At 66.7% G+C, this 25,147-nt stretch carries 18 protein-coding genes and 1 other RNA gene; 6 read left to right on the plus strand and 13 right to left on the minus strand.

Going from position 1 to position 25,147, the window contains the following annotated elements; translation table 11 throughout:
• Positions 1 to 472 precede the first annotated feature (472 nt).
• The gene (locus tag AC5QAB_RS18565) at positions 473 to 877 is read left to right on the plus strand and encodes a DUF6165 family protein (protein ID WP_014646159.1); all 405 of its coding nucleotides are present in this window, start codon (positions 473 to 475) and stop codon (positions 875 to 877) included.
• Positions 878 to 895: 18 nt separating this feature from the next.
• Here AC5QAB_RS18565 and AC5QAB_RS18570 read toward each other — a convergent pair whose 3' ends face one another.
• Complete coding sequence (locus AC5QAB_RS18570; protein WP_046429133.1) at positions 896 to 1,942, minus strand: glycosyltransferase family 9 protein; 1,047 nt, start codon at positions 1,940 to 1,942, stop codon at positions 896 to 898.
• A 20-nt stretch (positions 1,943 to 1,962) separates the two neighbouring features.
• On the opposite strand from AC5QAB_RS18570, the gene AC5QAB_RS18575 reads away from it, so the two are divergent.
• Genes AC5QAB_RS18575 through AC5QAB_RS18585 form a run of 3 tightly spaced genes read left to right on the plus strand, consistent with a single transcriptional unit; the run spans position 1,963 to position 3,865 of the window.
• Positions 1,963 to 2,712, plus strand: coding sequence for a 3-deoxy-D-manno-octulosonic acid kinase (locus tag AC5QAB_RS18575; RefSeq protein WP_032958195.1), 750 nt, complete (start codon positions 1,963 to 1,965; stop codon positions 2,710 to 2,712).
• A complete protein-coding gene (locus AC5QAB_RS18580) occupies positions 2,712 to 3,479 on the plus strand; it encodes an MBL fold metallo-hydrolase (RefSeq protein ID WP_032958196.1) in 768 nt (255 codons plus the stop codon). The genes AC5QAB_RS18575 and AC5QAB_RS18580 overlap by 1 nt, the downstream gene beginning before the upstream one ends.
• Positions 3,476 to 3,865 carry a nuclear transport factor 2 family protein gene (locus AC5QAB_RS18585; protein ID WP_049405685.1) on the plus strand — a complete coding sequence of 130 codons (390 nt, stop codon included), beginning with the start codon at positions 3,476 to 3,478 and terminating at the stop codon, positions 3,863 to 3,865. Before AC5QAB_RS18580 ends, AC5QAB_RS18585 begins: the two co-directional genes overlap by 4 nt.
• A 90-nt stretch (positions 3,866 to 3,955) precedes the next feature.
• Here AC5QAB_RS18585 and ffs read toward each other — a convergent pair.
• Positions 3,956 to 4,052, minus strand: an RNA gene (gene ffs, locus AC5QAB_RS18590) — signal recognition particle sRNA small type.
• 301 nt (positions 4,053 to 4,353) lie between these two features.
• On the opposite strand from ffs, the gene AC5QAB_RS18595 reads away from it, so the two are divergent.
• Both AC5QAB_RS18595 and AC5QAB_RS18600 read left to right on the plus strand, forming a co-directional pair.
• Positions 4,354 to 4,671, plus strand: coding sequence for a DMT family transporter (locus AC5QAB_RS18595; protein ID WP_005415486.1), 318 nt, complete (start codon positions 4,354 to 4,356; stop codon positions 4,669 to 4,671).
• A gap of 359 nt (positions 4,672 to 5,030) precedes the next feature.
• Entirely contained in the window at positions 5,031 to 15,923 is a 10,893-nt protein-coding gene (locus AC5QAB_RS18600) for an autotransporter-associated beta strand repeat-containing protein (protein ID WP_495233547.1), read from the plus strand.
• 100 nt (positions 15,924 to 16,023) lie between these two features.
• Here the strand turns inward: AC5QAB_RS18600 and AC5QAB_RS18605 are convergent, their stop codons facing one another.
• The 11 genes from AC5QAB_RS18605 to AC5QAB_RS18655 are packed head-to-tail and all read right to left on the minus strand — an operon-like array spanning position 16,024 to position 25,144.
• On the minus strand, positions 16,024 to 16,650 hold the full coding sequence (locus AC5QAB_RS18605; RefSeq protein ID WP_032958203.1) for a hypothetical protein: 627 nt from the start codon (positions 16,648 to 16,650) through the stop codon (positions 16,024 to 16,026).
• A gap of 1 nt (position 16,651) precedes the next feature.
• Positions 16,652 to 17,338, minus strand: a complete 687-nt coding sequence (locus AC5QAB_RS18610; protein ID WP_032958205.1) for a TadE/TadG family type IV pilus assembly protein — start codon at positions 17,336 to 17,338, stop codon at positions 16,652 to 16,654.
• Complete coding sequence (locus AC5QAB_RS18615; protein ID WP_032958206.1) at positions 17,335 to 17,718, minus strand: DUF192 domain-containing protein; 384 nt, start codon at positions 17,716 to 17,718, stop codon at positions 17,335 to 17,337. The genes AC5QAB_RS18610 and AC5QAB_RS18615 overlap by 4 nt, the downstream gene beginning before the upstream one ends.
• Before the next feature lie 10 nt (positions 17,719 to 17,728).
• On the minus strand, positions 17,729 to 18,619 hold the full coding sequence (locus AC5QAB_RS18620; protein WP_197561579.1) for a type II secretion system F family protein: 891 nt from the start codon (positions 18,617 to 18,619) through the stop codon (positions 17,729 to 17,731).
• A complete protein-coding gene (locus AC5QAB_RS18625) occupies positions 18,616 to 19,470 on the minus strand; it encodes a type II secretion system F family protein (RefSeq protein WP_014646168.1) in 855 nt (284 codons plus the stop codon). Before AC5QAB_RS18625 ends, AC5QAB_RS18620 begins: the two co-directional genes overlap by 4 nt.
• Complete coding sequence (locus tag AC5QAB_RS18630; protein ID WP_197561578.1) at positions 19,463 to 21,193, minus strand: ATPase, T2SS/T4P/T4SS family; 1,731 nt, start codon at positions 21,191 to 21,193, stop codon at positions 19,463 to 19,465. The genes AC5QAB_RS18625 and AC5QAB_RS18630 overlap by 8 nt, the downstream gene beginning before the upstream one ends.
• Before the next feature lie 13 nt (positions 21,194 to 21,206).
• Positions 21,207 to 22,703 carry a type II and III secretion system protein family protein gene (locus AC5QAB_RS18635; RefSeq protein ID WP_069117568.1) on the minus strand — a complete coding sequence of 499 codons (1,497 nt, stop codon included), beginning with the start codon at positions 22,701 to 22,703 and terminating at the stop codon, positions 21,207 to 21,209.
• The gene (gene cpaB, locus AC5QAB_RS18640; RefSeq protein WP_014036170.1) at positions 22,690 to 23,484 is read right to left on the minus strand and encodes a Flp pilus assembly protein CpaB; all 795 of its coding nucleotides are present in this window, start codon (positions 23,482 to 23,484) and stop codon (positions 22,690 to 22,692) included. Before cpaB ends, AC5QAB_RS18635 begins: the two co-directional genes overlap by 14 nt.
• Positions 23,481 to 23,666, minus strand: a complete 186-nt coding sequence (locus AC5QAB_RS18645) for a hypothetical protein (RefSeq protein WP_014646171.1) — start codon at positions 23,664 to 23,666, stop codon at positions 23,481 to 23,483. Before AC5QAB_RS18645 ends, cpaB begins: the two co-directional genes overlap by 4 nt.
• 10 nt (positions 23,667 to 23,676) lie before the next feature.
• Positions 23,677 to 24,345, minus strand: coding sequence for a hypothetical protein (locus AC5QAB_RS18650; RefSeq protein ID WP_014646172.1), 669 nt, complete (start codon positions 24,343 to 24,345; stop codon positions 23,677 to 23,679).
• The gene (locus AC5QAB_RS18655) at positions 24,329 to 25,144 is read right to left on the minus strand and encodes a TadE/TadG family type IV pilus assembly protein (protein ID WP_197561577.1); all 816 of its coding nucleotides are present in this window, start codon (positions 25,142 to 25,144) and stop codon (positions 24,329 to 24,331) included. Before AC5QAB_RS18655 ends, AC5QAB_RS18650 begins: the two co-directional genes overlap by 17 nt.
• Between the last annotated feature and the right edge of the window lie 3 nt (positions 25,145 to 25,147).

The raw sequence follows: 25,147 nt of genomic DNA on the forward strand, positions 1-25,147 counted from the left end.
ATCTGGCGCGGGACGCGACGCGCTCTGCGCGTCGCCCCACACGTTGCTGCGCAACGCGTGGGCCCCTCCCTTTGCCGGCCTCTCCCCGCCCCTGTCGGGGCAGCCCCTCAACAGAGGGGCTTGGTCCTCCAGATGCATCACGGGAGATCCGCGCGGTGCGTGGATGCGCGGCGGGAATCACGCCGTAGTGACCCTGTACTGATCTGGCGCGGGACGCGACGCGCTCTGCGTGTCGCCCCACACGTTGCTGCGCAACGCGTGGGCCCCTCCCTTTGCCGGCCTCTCCCCGCCCCTGTCGGGGCAGCCCCTCAACAGAGGGGCTTGGTCCTCCAGATGCATCACTGAGATCCGCGCGGTGCGTGGATGCTGTTCCTGCTGGCAGGCTCATCCACGCATGGCGTGGATCTACCGGGGATATCCGTGCGGACGCTGCGGGTTACCATGTACGCATCACCTGCTGGAGCTTTTCCCCATGACCGCTGAAATCCTCGTTCCCGTTTCTTTCGGCGAGCTGCTGGACAAGATTTCGATCCTGCAGATCAAGTCCGAGCGCATCAGCGACGAGGGCAAGCTGGCCAACGTGCGCAGGGAGCTGTCGGCGCTGGAGCAGACCTGGATGGCACACCCGGCGGCCGTGAAGGACATCGCCAGGCTGCGTGCCGAGCTGAAGGTGGTCAACGAGCAGCTGTGGGAGATCGAGGACGACATCCGGCTGAAGGAGAAGGCGCAGGCGTTCGACCAGGGCTTCATCGACCTGGCGCGCAGCGTGTACCTGCGCAATGACGAACGCGCGCGCATCAAGAAGGCGATCAACCTGGCGCTGGGCTCGGCGTACGTGGAGGAGAAGTCCTATCAGGATTACGCGCAGCGCGTGTAATCCCGGGCGGCCTGCCGCTCACCCCAGGTGGTCGGCGACGTAGCGTTCGAAGGCAGCGATACCGTCTTCCACGGTGATCAGTTCCATCACATCGTCGAACTCGATCTTGGTGCCCCACTTCAGATCGGTGGCCTGCTTGGCGAGGTACTTGCGTGCCGCATCGTCGTAGCGGTCCACGCAATAGCGACGATCCGAGTACGGGCCGCTGCGGTTCGGATTGCTGGCCGCATGCAGGCCCAGCACCTTGGCGCCCATCGCGTTGGCGATGTGCATCGGGCCGGAATCGGGCGTCATCACCAGGTTGGCGCGGGCCAGCAGGGCGGGCAGCTGCTTCAGCGTGTCCTTGCCTACCAGGTCCAGCGCCGGCGTGTGCAGCTGTGCCTGGATGGCGTCGGCCATGCTGCGCTCAAGTTCGCTGCGGCCACCGCACAGCACCACCTGCCAGCCGCGCGTGACCGCGTGGTTGGCCACGGCGGCGTAGCGGTCGGCGTACCAGTTGCGGCGCACGTGGCTGGAGCAGGGCGAGATCATCAGCACCGGGCGACCATCGTCGTGCCACTGCGCGGCGGCCCACTCATATGCCGACTGCGGCACGGCCAGGTCCCAGCTGACCTCGGTCTGGCGCAGGCCCAGCGGTTCGCAGAAGCTGCCGATGGCATCGAGCACATGGATGCCGGGACGGTCGGGAATGCGTTCGTTGATGAAAAGCCCATGCAGGTCCTTCGAGCGGCTGCGGTCGTAGCCGATGCGGCGCTCGGCCGGAATGAAGGCCGACAGCAGGTTGGCGCGGAACGCGACCTGCATCTGCAGCAGCGCTTCGAAGCGCCCCGGCGGCAGCTGCCTGCGCAGTTCCTTGACCCCGGCCATGCCGCTCTTCTTGTCGTAGGCATGGAAGGTGACGCCGGGCAGGCCGTCGAGCAGCTTGTGGCCGACCTTGTCGATGATCCAGTGGATCGGCGTGTCCGGGCGCGCGGCCTGCAGGGTACGCACCAGGGGCACCACGTGGGTGACATCGCCAAGTGCGGACAGGCGCAGGAGGCACAAGGAGGAGGACGCTGATGCCATGTGTTGTTAGACTCAATGAAATGGTCGCATTCGACGCCAATGAAGCGCTGACGCCATGCCGCGAGGGTCGCGGCATCGGGGCCATTCTGTTCGACCGCGAGCGGCTGCGGCAAGCCGAGATCGGCCTGTTCTCGCCCCAGCACTGGGGCAGCAGGGCCCGGCCGGTGGGCGAGGGCGGCCGCGGCAGCGCCTGGTTCGTCGATGCGCCGTTCGGTGCCAGCGTGCTGCGCCACTACCTGCGCGGCGGCATGGCGGCCCGTATCAGCCATGATCAGTACCTCTGGCGCGGCTCGGACCGGACCCGCAGCTTCGCCGAATTCCGCCTGATGCGCGCCCTGCGCGAGAAAAAGCTGCCGGTGCCACGGCCGATCGCCGCGTTCTACATGCGCGAGGGCCTGCGCTACCGGGCGGCGATCCTGATGGAGCGGATCGAGGGCGTGCGCTCGCTGGCCGACCGCGCACTGGTGGCCGGCCGGGGGGCTCCCTGGGAGGAGACCGGGCGCCTGATTGCCCGTTTCCATCGTGCCGGCCTGGACCATGCCGATCTCAACGCGCACAACATCCTGTTCGATGGTAGCGGCCATGGCTGGCTGATCGATTTCGACCGCGGCGTGATCCGCATCCCGGCGACCGCCTGGCGCGAGCGCAACCTCAAGCGCCTGCTGCGCTCGCTGATCAAGCTGCGCGGCGAGCGCAGCGTGGAAGACGTGCAGAAGGACTACGCGCGGCTGCGCCGTGCCTATGACATGGCCTGGAACCGGGGCACCTGATGGACTGGTCGCTGCGTTTCCTCGGCGTCGGCAATGCGTCGGCGGTCGAGCTGGGGTCGCCGATGTCGGTGATTGAACGGGAGGGGCGCCCATGGCTGACCATCGATTGTGGTGGCGAAGGCCTGACCGCGTTCAAGGCGCACTACGGGCAGATGCCGCAGGCGCTGTTCGTCACCCATGTGCACCTGGACCACGTGGCCGGCTTCGAGCGCCTGTTCGTGGATACCTTCTTCAATGCGCACCGGCGCGGCAAGGTGCGCCTGTACGTGCCCGCCACGGTGGTGCCGCTGCTGCACAAGCGCATCGGGGATTACCCGAACGTGCTGGCCGAGGGCGGTGCGAACTTCTGGGATGCCTTCCAGCTGATCGTGGTGGGCGAGGCGTTCTGGCACGAGGGCGTGCGCCTGGAAGTGTTTCCGGTGCGCCACCACTGGCCGGAGACGGCCTATGGCCTGCGCCTGCAGGGCGCGCTGACCTGGAGCGGCGATACCCGGCCGATTCCGGAGATGCTGGCACGCTTTGCCAGTGACAACGAACTGATCGCTCACGATTGCGGCCTGCACGGCAATCCCTCGCATACCGGCGTGGACGATCTGGAGCGTGAGTACAGCGCCGAACTGCAGGCGCGGATGATGCTGTACCACTACGCCAGCGCGGCCGATGGTCTGGCGCTGGCTGCGCGTGGGCACCGCGTGGCGCAGCCGGGGCAGTGCGTGCCGCTGGCGAGCCCGACCGCCCCGCACGTGCTGGCCCAGGACCCGCCGTGAGCGGTACCGGCCAGCCCGCAGGTGCGGCGTTGGCTGCCGGGCTGGAGGCGCTGGAGCGCGCACTGCATGCGCCGCAGGTGCGTGCCGACCGCGAGCAACTGGCCGCATTGCTGGATGAGGATTTCAGCGAGATCGGCAGCTCCGGCCAGTGCTACGACCGTGCGGCCGCGCTGGTGGAGATTCCGCTGGAGCGTGCCCAGGTGCAGATCGAATCGGAGCAGTACGCCGTCTGGCTGCTGTCGCAGGACCTGGCCCAGGTGCGCTACCGCAGCCGCCATCACCTTGATGGGCAGCTGCAGCACTGGGTGCTGCGCAGTTCGCTGTGGCGCCGGCACGGGGACAGATGGCGCATGGTGTTCCACCAGGGCACGCCCGAGGCAGGGTAGCGCGGCGCCATGCCGGGCCAAGAATGCGAAGCCGGGGTCAGATCCCTTTGCCATGCAAAGGGAACTGACCCCAGTGCGGAAAAGGCGGTGGCCCCGCCGGCTGACCTCGGCGCCCGCGTCGATCGATACCGTTGCTGCCTTCCGGCCCTGGCGGGGTTTTCGACCTAGCGTCGCGAGGGGCCGACGGGGCCACCATAGAGACGTTGGCCGCCCGATGGGCGGCCAGTTCACGGATCAGGGGAAACAGCGCGCGGCGCGCCGGAGACCACAGCCGGACTGCACATCGGGATGGCCGATGGCAGACGCGTATTCTAGCGCAGACGGGCCCATCGACGCCAGCTTCATGCACTGAATCGGCTGTAACCCGCTTCCGGCGGCAGCGGCCGGTACCCACCCCCGTTGCTAGAATGCCGGCCAGGAGGAACGACCTCCCCCACATCGGGAACCAATGACCAGGACGGCCTGGCCCTACCAAGAGGAGGGCCGTCATGGCCTGGATCTATCTGTTGTTTGCCGGCCTGCTGGAAATCGTCTGGGCCGTGTCCATGAAGCAGTCCGAAGGCTTCACCCGGCTCACCCCCACCGTGGTCACCATCATCGGCATGATCGCCAGCTTCTGGTTGCTGGCGGTGGCCATGCGCAGCCTGCCGCTGGGAACCGCCTATACGATCTGGACCGGCATCGGCGCGGTCGGGGCGTTCGTGGTTGGCATTGTGTTCCTGGGCGAGCAGGTCAGCCCGATGCGGATCGGTGCGGCGGTGTTGATCGTTTCCGGCCTGGTGCTGATGAAACTCTCCAGCAGCTGAATCCATTTACTTATGGCGGGGAAGGGAATCTCCGCTTGCTGCAGGTATATGCATTTTCGGCAAAACCATTTTGTCCGCCCCTGTTATTTGACGCACGTCATAAAAATAGCGCGCGTGATTCACATGCCGCTGGCACCGTCGGTCGCACAGTGCCGCCATTCGTCGGGCGAAATCGGGGAGTTTTCGCCTTGACGGACGCGCTGGCGCACCTGTCCCCGGGTGCGATCGCGTGAAGATTTGAAGATTTTCAGGAGTTAATGCCTTCAGGCCTTGTTCCCGTTCGGGGAGCCGGGGTGGGCCGCATTGTCTCCAAAAAACCTGCCAGCTGTGCCATCCGGTCTTTTCATGGAGATTTACCGATGAACCGCATTTACCGTCTGGTTTTCAATCGTGCCCTTGGGGTAATGCAGGTTGCTTCGGAGGTCGCCCAGAACCCCGGCGGAAGCGCGGTCAGCGCAGGGCGGGTGCCGCGATTGCGGGCGCACCAGCTGGCGGCGGCTTTGGCCGCCACACTGGCCAGCGGATCGGCATTCGCAGCGTGCACCGGCACCACAACCGTAAACTGCGACAGCACCACCAGCATCAACAACTACTCCAACGCGACCAACGGCCTCACGCTGAACATCGACGCGGGTGCATTGCTGCGTACGCCGCCGATCGTAGGCGGCGGCAACGCAGCAACGCTGACCGGCGACAACGTGACGGTCAACAACAATGGCACGATCGATCCGAGCTCGATCATCCTCGCCTCGCCCGGCCTGGTCATCGGCAATGGTTCTGCCAACAACAGCGCGATCGTCGTCAACAACAACGCCAGCGGACAGATCAAGGGTGTCGTCAACATCGCAACGCTGCTGGGCTTCGGTGGACAGGCGCTGGTGGCACAGAATGTCAACGGCACCACCACCATCAACAACGCCGGCCTGATCAGCACGTCGCTGATCGGTGCAGGCAGCGTTTCCGACGCGACCACGGTAGTGACCTATGGTGGTGCAGCCGCCAATGTGACCAACACAGGCACCATCGACGGACGCGTCGGCCTGGGTGCTTCTGGCGGTAACACGTTCCTCAATGCGGGGGCGGTCAGTGGCAGCGTTCACCTGGGTGATTCAACCGGCGGCAACACCTTCACCGCAGTGTCGGGTTCCAGCGTTGTGAGCGGCGGCGGCAGCGCTCTTGCCGGCGTGATTACCGGTGTCACCGGGGTAAAGGTTGCGGCTGCGGGATCGGTCGACGCCGGTACCGGCAGTGGTGCGGCCAACAACACGCTGGTGTTGCAGAACGTCGTCAGCGGTCCGGGGTCCGGCACCGGCGGAGCGGTGACCACGCTGGGCTGGAACCAGTACCTCAACTTCCAGAAGCTCACCGTCAACAGCGGCACCTGGAACCTGCAGGGTGCGTGGGCGGGTGCAGGTACGACCACGCTCAATGATGGCCTGGTCAATTTCAACAATGCCGGTTCCTTCGGCACAGGGCTGTTCACCGCCAACGGCGGTGCCATCGCCTCTGCCACGGCCGGTCTGAACCTGGCCAACGCTTTCAGCCTTGGTGGCAATCTGTCCCTGGCAGGGACCAATGCGTTCAGCCTGGGGGGCTTGCTGTCCGGTACTGGCGGGCTGACGGTCAACAACACCGGCATCGTTACTCTCGGCGGCGCAAACCTGTTCTCCGGCGGCGTCAACCTCAATGCCGGCGGCCTGGTACTGGGCAATGCCGGTGCACTGGGCAGCGGCAACCTGACCGTGGGTGGCAGCGCTTCACTGGATACGACGGCGGGCTTCACCCTGGGCAACAATCTGGTGATCAATGGCGGGGGCTCGCTGAACCTGCTGGGCAGCAATGCGTTGTCATTGAACGGTTCGATCTCCGGTGCCGGCAACCTGACCAAGAGCGGCGCCGGCACCCTCACCTTGAACGGCGCCAATGCGCTGACCGGCAGTTTCAACCTGGCCGGAGGCGCGTTGGCGCTGGGCGCGGGCGGCAGCCTGTCACCCACCGGCGCGATCACGGTCGGCGTCGGTACCACCCTGGACCTGTCGGCGGCCGCCAACCAGACCATCGGTTCGCTGGCGGGCCTCGGCGGTTCGGTCAACCTGGGCAGCCACACGCTCACCCTCGCGGGGCTGGGCGATACCAGCTACAGCGGCACGTTCGCCGCAGGCACGGGTGGCCTGGTCAAGCTGGGCACCGGCGTGCAGACCTTGTCGGGCGTGAACAACCTCAGCGGCGGCGTGGCATTCAACGGCGGCGGCCTGCTGCTGGGCAATGCTGCTGCGCTGGGCAGCGGTGCGCTCAGTGTCGGCGGCAACGTGACGCTCGATGGAACCACGGGGGCGCTTGCACTGGCCAACGCGGTCAACCTCGGTTCGGGTGCCAGCCTCAATCTGCTCGGCAACCAGGCGTTGACGTTCAACGGCGTGATCGGTGGCACCGGTGGCCTGGTCAAGAGCGGTGCGTCGTCGCTGACGCTCAATGGCGCCAACACCTTCGGCGGCGGCGTGGCGTTCAATGCCGGCAGCCTGGTGCTGGGCAACGCTGGAGCACTGGGAACCGGTGCGCTGAATGTTGGTGGCGTGGTGTCGCTCGACACCAGCGCGGCGCTTGCGGTCGGCAATGGCATCACGCTGGGCGCGGGTGGCTCGCTCAATGTGCTGGGCTCGAACGCATTGACGCTGGGCGGCGCCATCGGTGGCACCGGCAGCCTGGTCAAGAACGGTGCAGCCACGCTTACGCTGGGTGGCGCAAATACCTTCACCGGCGGCCTGGCGATCAATGCCGGCAAGGTTGCGGTGGGCAGCGGCGGAAGCCTGGCTGCCGGCGGTGCGGTCAGCCTGACCGGCGTTGGCGCGGACCTGGACATCTCGCTCGGCGGCAACCAGACCATCGGCGCGCTGTCCGGTATTGCCGGCAGCACGGTGACGCTGGGCAGCAGCACGCTCACCTTCGGTGATGCCACCAACCAGACGTTCGCGGGCGTGATCGGTGGTACCGGCGGCCTGGTCAAGCAGGGCACCGGCGTGCAGACGCTGACCGGCGCCAATACCTTCAGTGGTGGCCTGGACCTTACGGCCGGTGGCCTGGTGCTGGGCAATGCCGGTGCGCTGGGAAGCGGCGCGCTGACGGTCAGTGGCAACGGTTCGCTGGATGCCACGACAGCGCTGAACCTGGGCAATGCGATCAACCTCGGCGCGGCCCTGACCCTGCCGGGCAGCCAGAACCTGGCCCTGGCCGGCAACATCACGGGCACCGGCAGCCTGGTCAAGAACGGCGCGGCGACACTGACCTTGAACGGTACCAACACCTTCAGTGGTGGACTGAGCGCGAACGCTGGCGCCCTGCTGCTGGGCAACAGCGGCGCACTCGGCACCGGGACGCTGGGCATCGGTGGCAACGTCTCGCTCGACGGCAGTGCGCCGCTGAACCTGGGCAACAACGTGGCACTGGCTGCAGGCGCCGCGTTGTCGCTGCCGGGTTCGCAGTCGATCACGCTGGGTGGGGTGGTGTCCGGTGCGGGCAGGCTGGTGAAGAACGGTGCCACCACCTTGACCCTCAATGGCGCCAACAGCTTCGGTGGCGGGCTGACCGTCAACGGCGGCGGCCTGCTGCTGGGCAATGCCGGCGCGCTGGGCACCGGTGCATTGTCGGTGGGGGCCAACACCACGCTGGACAGTTCGGTGGCGCTGGACCTGGCCAACAGCGTCAACCTCGGCGCCGGTGCGGTGCTGGATCTGCTGGGCAGCCAGAACGTGTCGCTGGGGGGCGTCATCAGCGGCACCGGCGGGCTGGTCAAGAACGGTGCGGCGACACTGGCGTTGAACGGCGCCAATACGTTCAGCGGGGGCGTCGGGCTCAACGCGGGCGTACTGCAGCTTGGCAACGCACAGGCGCTGGGTACCGGCCAGCTGGACGTGGGCGGCAACGCTTCGCTGGATGCCACTGCGGCGCTTTCGGTGGGCAACACCCTCGGCCTCGCCGCCGGCGCCAACCTCACCGTGCTGGGCAGCAATGACCTGACGCTGACCGGTCCGGTGTTCGGCGCCGGCGGGCTGATCAAGGATGGCGCGGCGCGCCTCACGCTGTCTGGCGCCAACACGTTCGGGGGTGGCACCACCGTCAACGCCGGCACGCTGGCGCTGGGGGCCGGTGGCAGCCTTGCCGCGGCCGGTGCGGTGGATCTTGCCGGTGCCGGTGCGACGCTGGACATCTCCGCAGCCGGTGCCGCGCAGACCATTGGCGCACTCAACGGCGTCGCAGGCAGCCAGCTGGCGCTGGGCGCGCAGTCGCTGACCTTTGGCGGCGCCGGCAACGGCAGCTTTGCCGGCGTGATCGGTGGCACTGGCGGCCTGGTCAAGACGGGTACCGGCGTGCAGACGCTGTCCGGTGCCAACACCTTCAGTGGCGGTGTTGCACTCAACGCGGGTGGCCTGATCCTCGGCAATGCCAGCGCGCTCGGCACCGGTGCGCTGGGCATCGGAGGCACCACCACGCTGGACAGCACGGTGGCGTTGAACCTGGCCAATGCAGTGAACTTCGGTGCGGGCACGCAGCTGACGCTGGGCGGCAGCAACGATGTCACGCTCGGTGGCGTGGTGGCCGGCAATGGCAGCCTGGTCAAGAATGGTACGGGCCTGCTGACCCTCAACAACACCAACACCTTCGGTGGCGGCCTGACCCTGAACGGTGGTGGCCTGGTCGTCGGTGCGGATGGTGCGCTTGGTACCGGCGCGCTGGCGGTGAATACCAGCACCACGCTGGATGCGGGCGCGGCAGTGACGCTCGGCAATGCGGTCACGCTGGGCTCGGGCGTTGCACTGACGGTGCCGGGCAGCAATGCGCTGACGCTGTCGGGCGTGGTCGGCGGCAATGGCAGCCTGATCAAGAACGGCGCTACCACGCTGACGCTGTCCGGTGCCAACACCTACACCGGCGGTACCACCATCAATGCCGGCACGCTGGCGCTGGGCACGGGCGGCAGCCTGGCCGCGGCGGGTGACGTCACGTTGGGGGCGGGCGCCGGCTTCGATATCTCCGGTGCCGGCAGCAGCCAGACCATCGGCGCACTCAATGGTCTGGGCGGCAGCACGCTGGCGCTGGGCGGAAACTCATTGACGTTCGGTACGGCCGGCAACGCCGCGTTCGACGGCGTGATCAGTGGCGGCGGGGGGCTGATCAAGGTGGGCGCGGGCGTACAGACGCTGTCCGGTGCCAACACCTTTGGCGGCGGCGTGACCCTCAATGCAGGCGGGCTGGTACTCGGCAATGACGCGGCGCTGGGCACCGGTGCATTGACGGTCGGCGGTGCTGCCACGCTGGATACCACCGGCCTGGCAACGCTGGCCAACAACATCGCGCTCAACGCCGGGCTGACCGTGCTCGGGACCAACGCACTGACGCTCAACGGCGTCCTTTCCGGTGCCGGCAGCCTGACCAAGAACGGCAGCGCGACGCTGACCTTGAATGGCATCAACACCTATACCGGTGGCACCAACATCAACGCCGGCACGCTGGCGCTGGGGGCCGGTGCCAGCCTGGCGGCGAGCGGTACCGTGAACCTCGCCACAGGTGCCACGCTGGATCTGTCTGCCGGCAGCGGCACGCAGGTGTTCGGAACCCTGGTCGGCAACGGTACGGTGAACCTCGGCGCCAACTCGATCGAAGTCGGCGGCGCCACCAATGGCACCTTCAGTGGCTCGATCGCAGGCACGGGTGGCCTGACCAAGGTCGGTACGGGCATCGAGACGCTGACCGGTGCCAACACCTACACCGGCGGCACCTTCATCACTGCCGGTACGCTGGCGATTGGTCCGGGCGGCAGCCTTGCAGCCACCGGCGCGGTGACGCTGAGCGCTGCAGGCACCGGCTTCGATATCTCCACCGCAGGGGCCAACCAGACCATCGGCTCGTTGAACGGCGTGGCGGGCTCGACGGTGAGCCTGGGTGCACAGACGCTGACACTCGGTGGTGTGGGCAACAGCCTCTTCGATGGCGCGATTTCCGGCACCGGTGGCCTGGTCAAGAATGGCGCCGGCGTCCTCACACTGGGAGGCGCCAATCTGTTCAGTGGTGGCGTCGCACTCAACGGTGGTGGCCTGGTGGTCGGCAACAACGCTGCGCTCGGCAGCGGTGTGCTGGCAGTGGGCGGCAACGCGACGCTGGATGCATCGACAGGCGTCAACCTGGCCAACAACATCGGGCTCGCAGCGGGCGCGAACCTCGACCTGCTTGGCAGCCAGGCGCTGACACTGGGCGGTGTGATTTCCGGTACCGGCGGCCTGGTCAAGGACGGTGCGGCCACCGTGACCCTGAGCGGTGCCAACACCTACACCGGTGGTACCACCATCAACAACGGCACGCTGGCGATCGGCGCGGGTGGCAGCCTCGCCGCGACCGGCGCGGTGAACCTGGCCGGTGCCGGCACGTTCGACATTTCGGCGGGCAACCAGGCCATCGGCTCGCTGGCCGGCGTCGCCGGCAGTACGGTGGCGCTGGGCGGCAGCACGCTGACCCTGGGCGGCACCGTGGACAGCACCTTCAGCGGTGCGATCAGTGGCAACGGCGGCCTGGTCAAGAACGGCGCAGGCGTGCAGACGCTCAACGGCGGCAGCACCTTCAGCGGCGGCGTAACGCTCAACGCCGGCGGCCTGGTGGTCGGCAACAATGCTGCGCTGGGCACCGGTGCGGTGACGGTCGCAGGCGCTGCGACGCTCGATTCGAACACAGCGGTCACCCTCGCCAACAACTTCACCCTCAACAACGCGTTGACCGTCCTCGGCAGCAACAACCTCACCCTCAACGGCAACCTGAGCGGCACCGGCAGCCTGACCAAGGAGGGAGCCGCAACGCTGACCCTGAACGGCACCAACACCTACACCGGTGGCACCAACATCAACGCCGGTACATTGGCACTGGGTGCTGGCGCGAGCCTGCACGCCAGTGGCATCGTCAACCTGGCCTCGGGTGCGACCTTCGATCTGTCGGCGGGCAGCGGCACGCAGCAGTTCGGCACACTGGTCGGCAACGGTACGGTGAACCTGGGGGCCAACACGCTGACGATCGGTGATGCCAGCAATGGCACGTTCAGTGGTTCGTTGGCCGGCTCGGGTGGCCTGATCAAGGAAGGCTCGGGGACCCAGACGCTGACCGGCACCAACACCTTCACCGGGGGTACCACCATCAACGCCGGCACGCTGGCGATCGGCGCCGGTGGCAGCCTGGCGGCGACCGGTGCGGTGAACCTGGCCAATGCCGGTACCACCTTCGACATCAGCGCGGGTGGTGCGCAGGCGATCGGTTCGCTGGCAGGCGTGGCGGGTTCGACCGTTGCGCTGGGCGGCAGCACGCTGACCCTCAATGGCGTGGGCAATACCACGTTCGCCGGCACCATCGGAGGGGCCGGTGGCCTGGTAAAGAACGGCGCAGGCATCCAGGGCTTGACTGGCGTCAACGTCTTCACGGGTGGCGTGACCCTCAATGCCGGTGGCCTGCTGCTGGGCAACGACGGTTCGCTGGGCACCGGCGCGCTGACCGTGGGCGGCAACGCCAGCCTGGACGGCACCAGCGCGCTGACCCTGGCCAACACCGTGCAGCTGGCCAATGGCACGCTGACCCTGGCGGGCAGCAACGCGCTGACCTTGAATGGCCCGATCAGCGGCGCTGGCGGCCTGCTGAAAGATGGCGCGGCAACCGTCACCCTGGGCGGCGCCAGCACCTACACCGGTACCACCACCATCAACAGCGGCACGCTGGCGGTGGCGGCCGGTGGCAGCCTGTCCGGTGCCAGCACGGTGAACCTGTCCGGCGCCGGCACGTTGGACATCAGTGCCGGTGGCAGCCAGAGCATCGGTGGCCTGGCCGGCGTGACCGGATCCAGCGTGGTGCTGGGCGGTGCGACCCTGACCACCGGCGGCAACAACGGCAGCACCACCTTCGGCGGTGTGCTCAGTGGCACTGGTGGCCTGGTGCAGAGCGGCACCGGCACGCTGACCTTGAGCGGCGACAACGTCTATACCGGCGGCACCACCATCAATGGTGGCAGCACGCTGCAGATCGGCAACGGCGGCAGCACCGGCTCGGTGCTGGGCGACATCACCAACAATGGCAGCCTGGTCTACAACCTGGGCACGACGGCAACCGTGGGCGCGGTGGTCAGTGGCAGCGGCGGCCTGACCCAGGCCGGTAGTGGCACGCTGGTGCTGACCGGCAACAACACCTACACCGGCGGTACCACCATCAATGCCGGCGGCACGCTGCAGGTGGGCAATGGCGGTGCGACCGGCGCGATCGTCGGTGACATCACCAACAACGGTGCGCTGGTGTCCAACGTGGCCGGCAACACCTTGCTGGGCGGCACCATCAGCGGCACCGGTGGCCTGACCCAGGCCGGTGCCGGTACGCTGACCCTGACCGGCAACAACACCTATACCGGCGGTACCACCATCAATGCCGGCGGCACGCTGCAGGTGGGCAATGGCGGTGCCACCGGTGCGATCACCGGCAATGTCGCCAACAACGGCAGCCTGGTCTTCGACGTCGCGGGCAACACCACCGTCGGCGGCGCGATCAGTGGCAGTGGTGGCCTGACCCAGGCCGGCAGCGGGGTGCTGACCCTGGTCGGCAACAACACCTACAGCGGCGGTACCACCATCAATGCCGGCGGCACGCTGCAGGTGGGCAATGGCGGTACAACCGGCGCCATCGCCGGCGACATCACCAACAATGGTGCGTTGATTTCCAACGTGGCCGGCAACACCGCGCTGGGCGGCACCATCAGTGGCAGTGGCGGCATGACCCAGGCCGGCAGCGGTACGCTGCTGCTGACCGGCACCAACACCTACACCGGCGGTACCACCATCAATGCCGGTGGCACGCTGCAGCTGGGCAATGGCGGTGCGACCGGTTCGATCGTCGGTGATGTCACCAACAATGGCACGCTGCTGTCCAACGTGGCCGGCAACACCACGCTGGGCGGCACCATCAGCGGCAGTGGCGGCCTGACCCAGGCCGGCAGCGGCACGCTGACCCTGACCGGCAACAACACCTATACCGGCCCGACCACCATCAACGCCGGTGGCACGCTGCAGGTTGGCAATGGCGGTGCGACCGGTGCGATCGGCGGCAGTGTCGTCAACAACGGCAGCCTGGTGTTCAACGTGGGTGGCAACAGCACCGTCGGCGGCGCCATCAGCGGCAGCGGCGGCCTGACCCAGGCCGGCACCGGCACCGTGGTCCTGGCCGGCAACAACACCTATACCGGCGGCACCACCATCAACACCGGCGGCACGCTGCAGGTCGGCAACGGTGGCGCGAGCGGTGCGATCACCGGCAACGTCAGCAACAACGGCAGCCTGGTGTTCAACGTGGGTGGCAACACCACCGTCGGCGGCACCATCAGCGGCAGCGGCGGCCTGACCCAGGCCGGCACCGGCATCGTGATCCTGACCGGCAACAACACCTATACCGGTGGCACCACCATCAACGCCGGTGGCACGGTGCAGGTCGGCAACGGTGGGGCCAGCGGCGCGATCACCGGCAACATCACCAACAACGGTGGCCTGGTGATCAACACCGGTGGCACCACCACGCTGGGCGGCAACATCAGCGGCGGCGGCAGCATCGTGCAGGCCGGCCCCGGTGGCCTGAACCTCGGCGGCAACAGTGGTGGCTTCAACGGTACCGGCCAGGTCACCGGCGGCGGCCTGAATGTCACCGGCACCATCGGCGGCCAGTGGACCATCGGCAGCGGTACCACGCTGTCCGGCACCGGCACCATTGGTGGCACCGGCGGTGGCGTGACGGTGTCCAGTGGTGGCGTGCTGTCGCCGGGTAATGGCCCGGGCAACGGCAGCGGCACAGGCAATGGCACCGGCACGATCACCGTGGGTGGCAACCTGACCCTGTCGCCGGGCAGCACGCTGGGCATCGATCTGGGTGCCAGCGGCAGCGATACGGTACAGGTGGGCGGCAGCGCCAACGTGGGTGGCAGCACCGTAAAGGTGAACACCATCTCGCCGAGCACCAGCTACCAGCAGGGCCAGCAGTACACGGTGATCAATGCGGGCGGTGGGGTGAGCGGGCAGTTCGCCTCGGCGAACTCGCCGTCGGCCTTCCTGACCATCACCCCGGTCTACACCGCCAATACCGCCAACCTGCAGATCGACGTGGCGCAGACGGCGGCGTTCACCACCGTGGCCAACACGCGCAACCAGTACAACACCGCTGCGGCGCTGGACAGCCTGCCGCAGAGTGGCGCGGCGCTGGGCCTGTACAACACGGTGCTGCTGTATGACGCCAGCACTGCGCGCAGCGCATTCGACCAGCTCTCCGGCGAAGTGCACGCGGCCAGCCGCGCGGTGCTGCTGTACGACAACTATCTGGAAGAGGGCATCCGCCAACGCCTGGGCAGTGAGCTGCCGACCGTGCGTGGTGAGCGTGCCTCGGCCTGGCTGGCCGGTAGCGGCAAGGTGTTCAAGCAGGATGGCGATGGCAATGGCGATGAGATCCGTTCCAACCGCAATGCGGTGATGGCGGGTGTGGACTGGCAGCTGGGTGAACACGTGGTGCTGGGTGCGGCGGCCGGCAACGAACGCCTGGATACGCGCCTGTACGATCGCAGTTCGCGCGCCCGCCTGCGCGGCAACACGTTCGGCCTGTATGCACAGGGACAGTGGAACAACGGCTTTGCGGTCGGTGGCAGCGTGTCGCGCGGTGACTACCGCACGCGCACCACGCGTGAGGTGCCGCTGCTGGGCCAGACCCTGTACAGCCGCCAGGATTCGGACGTGACCATCGCCCAGGTCGAAGGCAGCTGGACCTGGACCCATGGCAGGACCCAACTGCAGCCGTACGTGCAGTTCACCCGGCACTGGGTCGACAGTGATCGTGCGCTGGAGCAGGGTGGCAGTGCCGCACTGGTGCTGGAAGGCGGCAAGGACACGCTCAACGTCAGCACGGTGGGCGTGCGGGGCCGCTGGGACGTGGGTAGCGGCGCGCGCTTCCCGGCGCAGCTGACCGTCGGCCTGGGCTGGCAGCATGCATCGGGTGACACCGATGTGGCCAGCCGCAACCGCTTCGCGGTCGGTGGCGATGCCTTCGATGTCTACAGCGCGGTGATGGCACGCAATGCGCTGGTCAGCCAGCTCGGCGTGGCGGTCGGCCTGGGTCGCAACAGCCAGCTGTCGATGTTCGTGCAGGGCCAGCACGGTGATGGCCGCCGCGATGTCGGCGGGCAGATCAACCTGCGGGTAGGCTTCTAAGGGGGGCGGGCCAGCGGTAGATCCACGCGCTGCGTGGATCTACCGGCGCGGAGGGAGTGAGACCTCCCGCGCCACGGTGTCGGCACTGCAACCACCTCGCTCAGTTCGCCGCATCCTGCGTGCGTCGACGCAATCCGGCGGGCGGGTCGAACAGGCTCGACGGCACCTCATCGAAAGTGACCTCGGTAACCCGCAGGCCGCGTTCGGTACGCTGGTTGCCGGTGCGTCCGCGGTAACCCAGCAGCAGGCCCGTGCGGGTATCGATCCACAACGTGCCGGAGGTGGTGCCATCAGGGCCCTGCGCATTGTCATAGCGCCAGCCGGCAGCGAGGCGACCCAGGATGAACTCGCCGGGTGCGGGAGAGCAGCGCCCTCCGATCGTGTGGCATGGGGCGGCAGGATCGTACCAGTAGGGACCACTGGCGTCGGCGACCGGCAGCGTGTAGTTGCCGCGCTCGCTCACCAGCCATGCCCGGCCGCGCTGGCCCTGGGTGGTGAGCCATGCATCGGGCGCATTGTCGCCGCGGAAATCAATACGGATGGCAGGCCCGCGCAAACGGATCTCGACCTCGACCTCACCACCAGGCGAGCTTGGACCGAGTGGGCCCAGGCCATAGGCGCGTGCCAGCAATCGCGCCTGTGGAGGTTCGTTGTCAGCAGCGTCTGTGGATTGCGCGGCGACGGCCCAGGTTGCTGCCATCAACAGGCTGGCCAGCAGCACCTGCATGTCAGCGCGCCAGGTTGTTGCTGTCATGCACGGGGCTCTGCATGCGGACGATCGCGTAGGACTCGATCGGCATGCGGCGATGGCCGGTGATCGGGTCTTCGATCAGCATCGAGGCCGGGCGGAAGCTGTCGCCTTCGCTGACCAGGTCTGAAAGACCGGCAATCACCCGGTCGGCAAAGGGAACGATCAGGGGCATCGGATAGGTGACCTTGATCTTGAGGATGTTGGCGTCCTGCACGCTGACGCGGCTGCTGCCGACACGTGCATCGCGGAAGGCAAGATTGTCGTTCGGCAGCGCATAGCGCCCATCGAACTGGCGCTCGCGGAACTCGTTGTACGCCGCGCGGCTGGGTGAAATGACCTCGATCTTCGGTGACAGCAACGGGTTCTTCCACAGCAGGGCGACCTTGGCGCGGGCGGCGACGGCACCGGCGGCATCCGGCGAGGTCGCGTACAGGGGAGCCATTGCCATTTCCAGTGCGCTGCGCATCTCGGAATGATTGACGCCACTGACCGCGCCGGCACGCGCGGCCTGCAGCGTGGCGAAATCCAGCAGCGACTTGGCGCGATAGATCAGGACGAACTGGAAGATGACCAGGATGAGGAAGACGAAGGCCGGAACCACGATGCAGAATTCAATCAGCGATTGCCCCCGCTGCTGGCGGATGGATGTGCGGATGTGCTTCATTGCAACGCCCTCGTGGATGGCGGTGCCGCAGGCGGAGAAGGGCACCATTGGAACGTCTCGCCCAGCACCGGGGCAATATGCCTGAGGCTGTCCACCGGCATTTCCAGCGTCGAGTAGGCGCCGCGGCACCAGGCGCCGCGCCATGGGCGCACGGCCTCGCGCCAGCCAACGGCGCGCTGATCGCGGTCCAGGAACAACAGGTCGAGCGGATACCCCATGGCCAGGGTGTGCACGCTCGAGCAGGGGGTTATCAGCAGGCCCTGCCCAGGCTGGAGTGGCGCGCGCAACAGCAGGCCGCGCAGCCGCTGGTGCCAGCGATCGGCATGCCAGACGCAGCTGAGCAACTGCTGGTGGTCGCGGATCAGGGCGCCGGTTCTCATGCGCGGGGACTCACAGGATGCCCTGCTGCTTCATCTGCAGGAAGATGAAGTAGGCCAGGACGACGAAGATCAGCGGGAAGAAGAACAGCACCAGCGGCAGCATCATCTTCACCGGTGCTTCCAGGGCCAGCTTCTCGGCGCGAAGGAAGCGCTCTTCGCGGCGCTGCATGGCCTGCGAGCGCAGTGTGTCACTCAGGCTGGCACCCACCCGGTCCGCCTGGATCAAGGCGCTGGTGAAGCTGGTCAACTGGGAGATGTCGGCGCGATCGGACATGCGTCGCAGTGCTTCGGCGCGCGGAAGGCCCGCGCGCAGATCACGCAGCATGCGCGAGAACTCCTGTGACAACGGTCCGGGCGGCCCCTTGTCGACGGACTGTTCGATCGCACCGGTGATGTTCAGGCCCGCTTCGACGGCCATGGTGATGAAGTCGAGGAAGATAGGCAGGTCGCGGATCACATGCTTGGAGCGCGCTTTCCGCCGTTCGCCCAGCCACAGCGTGAGATACATCCACCCGAAGGGTGCGCCGAATGCCAGGGCCATCAGCACGGAGCCGACTCCGAACCGGCCCAGCAGGATGATGGTGAGCAACAGGAAGCTACTGGCCACGGCGGCGGAGACGATGCGTGCGCCATACAGTTCTTCCGGTGACAGCACGAAGTCCTGGCCGGCCGACTGCAGGCTGCGATGCGCGCGCTCCAGCTGTGCCGAGGACAGGCGCGGCCCGGCCAGGCGCGTAGCGACCGTAATCAGCGGCCACAGGATGCGCAGCAGCAGCGGCAGCGGATCCTGGTAGTTGCGCTGGTCCACCTCGACCGACTGCACCAGTCCGCGCAGCGCGAATGCAAGCAGCCCAACAGCGGCAGCGGCAAGCAGTGCGACCAGGATGAGCAGGGCGTTCATATATCGATCGTCATGATTTTGCGGCACATGCGGTAGCCGAGGTATTCCAGTACCCCGATCAGGGCCATGACGCACCAGCCGATGAAGGTGTGGAACATGGGGTTCATCGTTTCTGGATAGAACAGCACGAGGAAGCCGACAAGGCCGGCTGGCAGCATCGCCATGACGATGCCCTGCAGGCGCCCCTGCGCGGTGAGTGCCTTGACCTTGCCTTCCATGATGAGCTTGCGCCGCAGCGTTTCGGCGAGCGTGGAGAGGCTCTCGGCGAGATTGCCACCAACCTCGCGCGAAATGCTGACGGCGGCCACGAACAGCTTCACGTCGGCAATGGGCACGCGGGCGGCGAAGTTGTCCAGCGCCTCCTCCGTGCGCACGCCCATGTGCTGCTCGCGCAGTACCAGTGCCAGCTCCTGGGCCAGCGGAGGCAGGCCGTCATGGGCCAGTGCTTCCAGCGCAGGATTGAAGCCGACGCCGGCCTTGAGGCTGCCGGCCAGCATCAGCAGCCCGTCGGGCAACTGCTGCTGGATCTGGTCGAGGCGGCGCTGCTTCAGCCACAGGTAGATCTTGCGTGGCGCTATGGCCAGCAGGATCAGGGCCAGGATCGGCAGCAGCAGGTTGCCGCCGGTGACGATCCACAGCAGCACGGGAATCGCCAGCAGCATCAGGACATTGGTCCTGAACAGCACGCGCGGGTCGACGAACAGGAACATGTCGGCCAGATTGACCCGCGCCTGGTCCATGAAGTTGGCGCGGTAGCGGTCCATGAAGCCGGAGCTGGCACGCGCCAGCAACAGCACCGAGCCCGTCACGCAGGCAAAACACAGCAGGGCGATCAGCAGGATGTCACTCATTCCGCCGTCCCCCGGTACGGAAAATGTCCAGGTCAACGGCGACGCCACGCTCGGCAAGCTCTTCATAGAACTCCGGCACTGCACCGGTCGCGACGAACTCGCCCACCACCTTGCCATCGCGTCCGGCAGTGGAGCGTGCCTTGAACAGGAACACATCCTGCAGCTGGATGGTTCCGCTTTCCATGCCCGTCAACTCAGTGATGTGGCTGACCTTGCGCGAACCGCAGGGGAAGCGCTTCTGGTGCACGATCAGGTCCACTGCCGACGAGATCTGTTCGCGCACCACCGTCATCGGCAGCTCCATGCCGGACATCATGACCATCACTTCCAGGCGCGACAGCGCCTCGCGCGGATTGTTGGCATGGGCGGTGGTCAGCGATCCTTCGTGGCCGGTGTTCATGGCCTGCAGCATGTCCAGTGCTTCGCCGCCGCGGCACTCGCCGACCACGATGCGGTCCGGGCGCATGCGCAGCGCGTTGCGTACCAGGTCGCGGATGGAAATGTGGCCCTTGCCCTCCATGTTGGGAGGACGCGCTTCCAGGGCAACCAGGTTGGGCTGGACGAGCTTCAGTTCGGCCGCGTCCTCGATGGTGACGATGCGATCGGTATCGGGAATGAAGTTGGAAAGGATGTTGAGCAGGGTGGTCTTGCCGGAGCCGGTGCCGCCGGTGACGACGATGTTGCGCCGTTCGCGCACCGCAACGATCAGGAATTCCAGCATCGGCTGGCTGAGCGAACCGAAGGTGAGCAGGTCCTTTCCTTCCAGCTTGCGCTTGGCGAACTTTCGGATGCTGATGCTCGGGCCGCGCAGCGCCACCGGCGGAATGATGGCGTTGACGCGGGAGCCATCCTTCAGCCGCGCGTCGACCATCGGCGAGCTTTCGTCGATGCGGCGACCGAGGGGCGTCACGATGCGCTCGATGGCTGACAGCACCGCGCGGTCACTGGTGAAGACAATGGGGGACCGTTCGATCCGGCCCGCACGTTCAATGAAGATCTGGTCGTGCGCGTTGACCATGATTTCCGTCACCGTCGCATCGTCGATCAGGTCTTCCAGAGGGCCCAGGCCGATGGCCTCATCGAGCACCTCCTTGGCCAGCCTGCGTGGGTTGATCGTCTTGGGAAGCTCGGAGAACTCCCGTTGCATCACTTCATCGATCAGCTTGATCGTGGCGTTGCGCAGCGACTCATCGTCCATGCTGCGCACGTCAAGCCGGCGCAGGTCCATCTGCTTGACCAGCGAGGCATGCAGCTTTGCACGATAGACCGCCATATCCGGCGGCAGCTGCTCCGGCCGCGCCAGCTGGCGTTCGCTGGATGGCTGCGCCGGTGCGGGTGCGGGTGCCGGTGCGGGCGTGGCGTCCACCGGTACATCGTTGGCCGCGCCCGCATTGAAACTTCCAGCATCGGCGGTGGGTTCGGCCGGCGGGTCGTCGTCCACCACCTGCAGCAGGTAGTCGCCGATCTGCACCCGGTCACGGCTGGTGAGCGGGCCACGGCTGCCTTTGACCTGTTCGCCATTCACCAGTACCGGCGAGCGGCCTCCCAGGCTCTCGATGAAGATGCCCTCGTCCTCGCGCTTCAGCGCCGCATGGCGTTGGGCGATGCTCCAGCCCTGCAGCACCACCAGGTTGCCGTCGCCACGGCCGATCCCGCATTCACGGTGCAGGCAGCGGACACGTCGCTGGTCGCGGTTGGGTGTGTCGATGAGGATGTTGAACATGCGACGGCTCCGGTCACTGCACGAAATCTTTGTTCCTGCGCGGCATGGCCTGCTGGCCGCGCTCCTGGATCTGTCGCGCACGCTCCAGGCCATCGAGGTTTTCCTGCGAGCCCGGCGTCACCACGCGCGGAGTAACGAACATCACCAGCTCGGTACGATTGCCACGGAAGCCATCGGAGCGGAACAGCTTTCCGAGGATCGGGATATCGCCCAGCAGCGGCAGGCGCTTGGCATCCTGCTGCGCGCTGGAGTCGATCAGCCCGGAGATGACGATGGTTTCCCCTGCGTGGACGTTGATTTCCGACTCGGTGCGGCGGGTGGTGAAGCCAGGCACGCCCTGCACGGTCACCGTCGGATCGACGCGGCTGACCTCAGCCAGGATGCGGGTGGAGATGTCCTGGTTGAAGTTGACCAGGGGCTCGATGTCGAGCTTGATGCCGTATTCCTTGTAGTCGACGGTGACCTGGCCGAAGCCCTGCGGAACCGGGATCGGCACTTCGCCGCCGGCCAGGAACTTGGCCTGCCCGCCGCTGCGGGCGCTGAGTTGGGGCGAGGCCAGCAGGAACGCCTTGCCCTTGTTCATCATCAGGTTGATCGCCGAGCCGATCTGCGTGGCGATGCCAAAGAAGGCCTGGGTTCCCTGCAGCTTGTTCGGCAGCAGCACGCCGTTGGCCGGGCTCTGCTCGGGGTTGATGCGGTAGTAGTTGTTGTTGGTGAAATCCTTGACGATGCCCGCCACCGGGCCACGGATGACGTTGTCCCACTGGATGCCGAGTTCTTCCAGCGCATTGGTGTCGAATTCCATGATCTTCACGTCCATCTGCACCATCGGGCGCATGCCCACCGGGTCGGCGGTAGTGAAATTCAACACCGTCGGGTAGATCTTCTGTATCGCATCGATGCGGCTGCCGATGCCCGGGTTGATGTCCTGGCCGGTAATGACCACACGGTCGGCGACCGCATGCACATTGATCTTTTCCACGTCGGCCAGCAGGGTACGGATGGTCTCGGCCAGGCTGACGGCATCGTTCTCGGAGATGTCCACCTGCACCTGCAGCTGCTTGCCGTTCTGCAGCCACAGGTGAACCGTGGTGGAGCCGGGCTTCATGCCCATCATGATCAGGTCGCGCGGGCCGACGTTGGTGACCTCGAGCATCTCGCCACTACCGACGGCCACGCGCTTGAGCCCGCTGGGCAGCGTGTAGACGGCGGCCTGGCCGGCATAGATCCGGGCGCGGGTGGGCAGTGGCACCGCGGGCATGGCCGACGCGCTGGTGCGATAGGCGGGATCGGGAACCGGCGCCGGGAAGGCGCTCTGCCCACCGGGTACCGGTGCATGGTTGGTGCTGGGCTGCGGTTGCGCCTGGACAGCAGGGCGCGGTGCGGCCATGACCGGTACCGGGGTCAGCTGGGTGCCGGTGGTCTGTGCCACGGCCAGCAGTGGCGAAGTGACAACAGCGATGGCCGCAGTGGCGGCGATGAGGCTGCGGATTCCATTATTGCTGCGCATTCGTCGACCCTTTGCCCCCAATGATGAATTGCACGCCAGCACGACCCTGCGTGCCGTTGCCGAGCAGTTCCCTCTGCGTCATGCCACTGAGGCCGAACGCACCACGATCCTCCACCTGGCGAAGCATCACCCGCATCGAACCGGCCTTGGCGGCGACCGTGAGTCGCTGCGCCTGTGCCGGTGTCAGTTCCAGAGTGATGTTCGAATAGCCCTGCTGGTCTTCCGAGGCCGGCGTTTCGCCGACGCGGTTGCCGGTTGCCAGCACGTTGATGTCCTCAAGCAGCGGCAGCACCCGGGCACCGGTCTGTTCCTGCTCGACGGTGAGCAGGATGTCGACGTGATCTCCGGGAGCAATCATGCCGGAGATCGAGTTCGTCTCGTCCACCTGGAGGGTGTAGCCCACGTTGCCCTTGGCGATCACGCGCGAGAACTGGTCGTACAGCGGTACCAGTGCACTGGCACCCAGCGGTGCACCTTCGCGGATCGGCGCGCGCAGCATGCGGCCGCTGTATTCGGACACATTGTCCGGCGTGATCGCATCGGCAGGCGGCAGGTCGGCGGGGACTTCGCGCACTGCAAGGTCGGCAACGGTGACAATGCTGCCCGGCTCCATGTCGGTCTTGGGCACGGCTACCGGCACCATTTCCACCGGCGGAGCGGCACGCTCGTTCACTGCCTTCTGCACGTAGCGCACGGCGACCAGGGCCGCGAACAGGCCGAGCGCGAGGGCGATGATGATGAAGACGACGTTGCGGTTGGCTTTCAGCGGGAGCGCCTTCATACGACTCCCATCGACAGCATATAGGTGAACCCCTGGTACGCCTTGCGCAGTGAATCGATCAGCTCGAGCACGATGTTCGGCTCGGCGACCAGGACCAGGACACCGACGGAAGCGACCACGGCGTACTCGATCAGTGCGGCCCCGCGCTGGCGGCGTAGGGACGGGGGAATGCGTTTTCTCATGGCGGTGGTCTCAGTGCTGCGACTGGTTGACGACAATCGAGGTTCCCTGCTCGTGCCGGTTGAAGGTCATGGTCATTTCCTGGCTGCCCTTGCTGTAGCGGACAACGCACTGCAGCGCGATCATCGAACACCCCGCAGGGCCGGAACTTCGGCTCCAGCCGTCCGCAGGGAGGCGGCTGGCATAGAAGGCATCGGTCTGGAACGGAGACAGCGTGCTTTCCATGGACAGGCTGCGCCCGGGCGTGTCCAGGTAGGTGATGTCATTGATCACCTGCGTCCCGGACGGTTTCGGGAAATCGGCGCCGGCCGCGGCATCGGGCTTGCGCTTGAGCAGGCGTGTAATGCCGATCTGTGACTGGCTGCCACTGCCCTTGGCCGATACCTCGATGGTCACGTAGTACTCGCCGTGTGCGTGGCCGATCACGGTCTTGCCGCCGACCTCGTTGATCACGGTCTGCCCGGGCCATTCGCGGTTGTAGTAGCTGACGATGGACGACACCGGCAATGCGGACGTGAAGCGCGAGATGCGCATGGGCAGGCCGTTGTAGAGCATGTCCTTGGCCACCCACTCGCTCTGCGCGCCCTCGGGCTCGGGAATGTCCGGCCAGGACGCGGCCAGCGCAGGCCAGGCGAACAGCAGCGCGGCCAGTGCCGCCAGCAGGTCAACGCGACGGCGCATAGGCAGGCAACTTGTCGACAGGCACCACGTCGGGCGCGATGTAACCGGGATCAAGCCTGCTCAGCGTCCCGATCATCGGGATGCCGGAGAGGCCGTCAAACGCCTTGGCGATGCCCGCCATGTGCTGGGATGGCACCAGTGGCCTGACCTGCGCGATCACCGAGCGTGACGAGTTGACCTTGAGCCCGGAACCGGCTGCATTCCAGGGGTCGGCCAGCACCACATGGGTGGCCTGCAGCTTCAGGCCCAGCGAATCGAAGGGTTCCAGATAGGCGGCAGCACTGCCGTTGGCACTTTTCAGATCCTGCACATCCAACCGCAGCTGGGCCTGGGTCAGGCCGTTGCGGTTGGGCGGGAACGAACCGAACATCGAGGTCACGTCGCCGATCTTCTTCATCAAGCCGCCTGCCGACGTGCTGGTGTAGGAGACCAGGGCGAGGTCACCGCGCCGCACCAGCGGCTGGTTGGAGAAGGTATTCATCAGGACGTCGCCGACGGCGGCATCGCGTGCGCCGGTCTGCGCCTGGCTGACGATGGGATCGTTGGCACGCCCGAAATAGCGGTCGACGGCAAGATCGCGCTGGCGGCCGCTGGCCGGCAGCTTGTAGTCCGGCGATACGGTGGCTTCCCAGGCGATCGCGCGCGCGGCCTGCTGGGTGGCCTGGCGGGCGTGGATGTACTTGGCCAGGATCGGGATCAGCAGGAAGATCGGCACCAGCACGGCGCAGAGCACGGCGACTTCGGTGAGACTCTGGCCGCGCTGGCGACGCGCGCCGCGGAATGGGCGTTCCCTGTCCATGGC

The organism is Stenotrophomonas sp. YJH_SMC_127 (assembly GCF_059372445.1).

Bases quoted from the DNA above. Each gene is read 5' to 3' on its own strand.
- AC5QAB_RS18600 (WP_495233547.1), top strand. From the start codon at position 5,031: ATGAACCGCATTTACCGTCTGGTTTTCAATCGTGCCCTTGGGGTAATG.
- AC5QAB_RS18575 (WP_032958195.1), top strand. From the start codon at position 1,963: ATGGTCGCATTCGACGCCAATGAAGCGCTGACGCCATGCCGCGAGGGT.
- AC5QAB_RS18570 (WP_046429133.1), bottom strand. From the start codon at position 1,942: ATGGCATCAGCGTCCTCCTCCTTGTGCCTCCTGCGCCTGTCCGCACTT.
- cpaB (WP_014036170.1), bottom strand. From the start codon at position 23,484: ATGAAGGCGCTCCCGCTGAAAGCCAACCGCAACGTCGTCTTCATCATC.
- AC5QAB_RS18650 (WP_014646172.1), bottom strand. From the start codon at position 24,345: ATGCGCCGTCGCGTTGACCTGCTGGCGGCACTGGCCGCGCTGCTGTTC.
- AC5QAB_RS18595 (WP_005415486.1), top strand. From the start codon at position 4,354: ATGGCCTGGATCTATCTGTTGTTTGCCGGCCTGCTGGAAATCGTCTGG.
- AC5QAB_RS18615 (WP_032958206.1), bottom strand. From the start codon at position 17,718: ATGAGAACCGGCGCCCTGATCCGCGACCACCAGCAGTTGCTCAGCTGC.
- AC5QAB_RS18565 (WP_014646159.1), top strand. From the start codon at position 473: ATGACCGCTGAAATCCTCGTTCCCGTTTCTTTCGGCGAGCTGCTGGAC.
- AC5QAB_RS18580 (WP_032958196.1), top strand. From the start codon at position 2,712: ATGGACTGGTCGCTGCGTTTCCTCGGCGTCGGCAATGCGTCGGCGGTC.
- AC5QAB_RS18610 (WP_032958205.1), bottom strand. From the start codon at position 17,338: ATGAAGCACATCCGCACATCCATCCGCCAGCAGCGGGGGCAATCGCTG.
- AC5QAB_RS18655 (WP_197561577.1), bottom strand. From the start codon at position 25,144: ATGGACAGGGAACGCCCATTCCGCGGCGCGCGTCGCCAGCGCGGCCAG.
- AC5QAB_RS18630 (WP_197561578.1), bottom strand. From the start codon at position 21,193: ATGTTCAACATCCTCATCGACACACCCAACCGCGACCAGCGACGTGTC.
- AC5QAB_RS18620 (WP_197561579.1), bottom strand. From the start codon at position 18,619: ATGAACGCCCTGCTCATCCTGGTCGCACTGCTTGCCGCTGCCGCTGTT.
- AC5QAB_RS18605 (WP_032958203.1), bottom strand. From the start codon at position 16,650: ATGCAGGTGCTGCTGGCCAGCCTGTTGATGGCAGCAACCTGGGCCGTC.
- AC5QAB_RS18645 (WP_014646171.1), bottom strand. From the start codon at position 23,666: ATGAGAAAACGCATTCCCCCGTCCCTACGCCGCCAGCGCGGGGCCGCA.
- AC5QAB_RS18625 (WP_014646168.1), bottom strand. From the start codon at position 19,470: ATGAGTGACATCCTGCTGATCGCCCTGCTGTGTTTTGCCTGCGTGACG.
- AC5QAB_RS18635 (WP_069117568.1), bottom strand. From the start codon at position 22,703: ATGCGCAGCAATAATGGAATCCGCAGCCTCATCGCCGCCACTGCGGCC.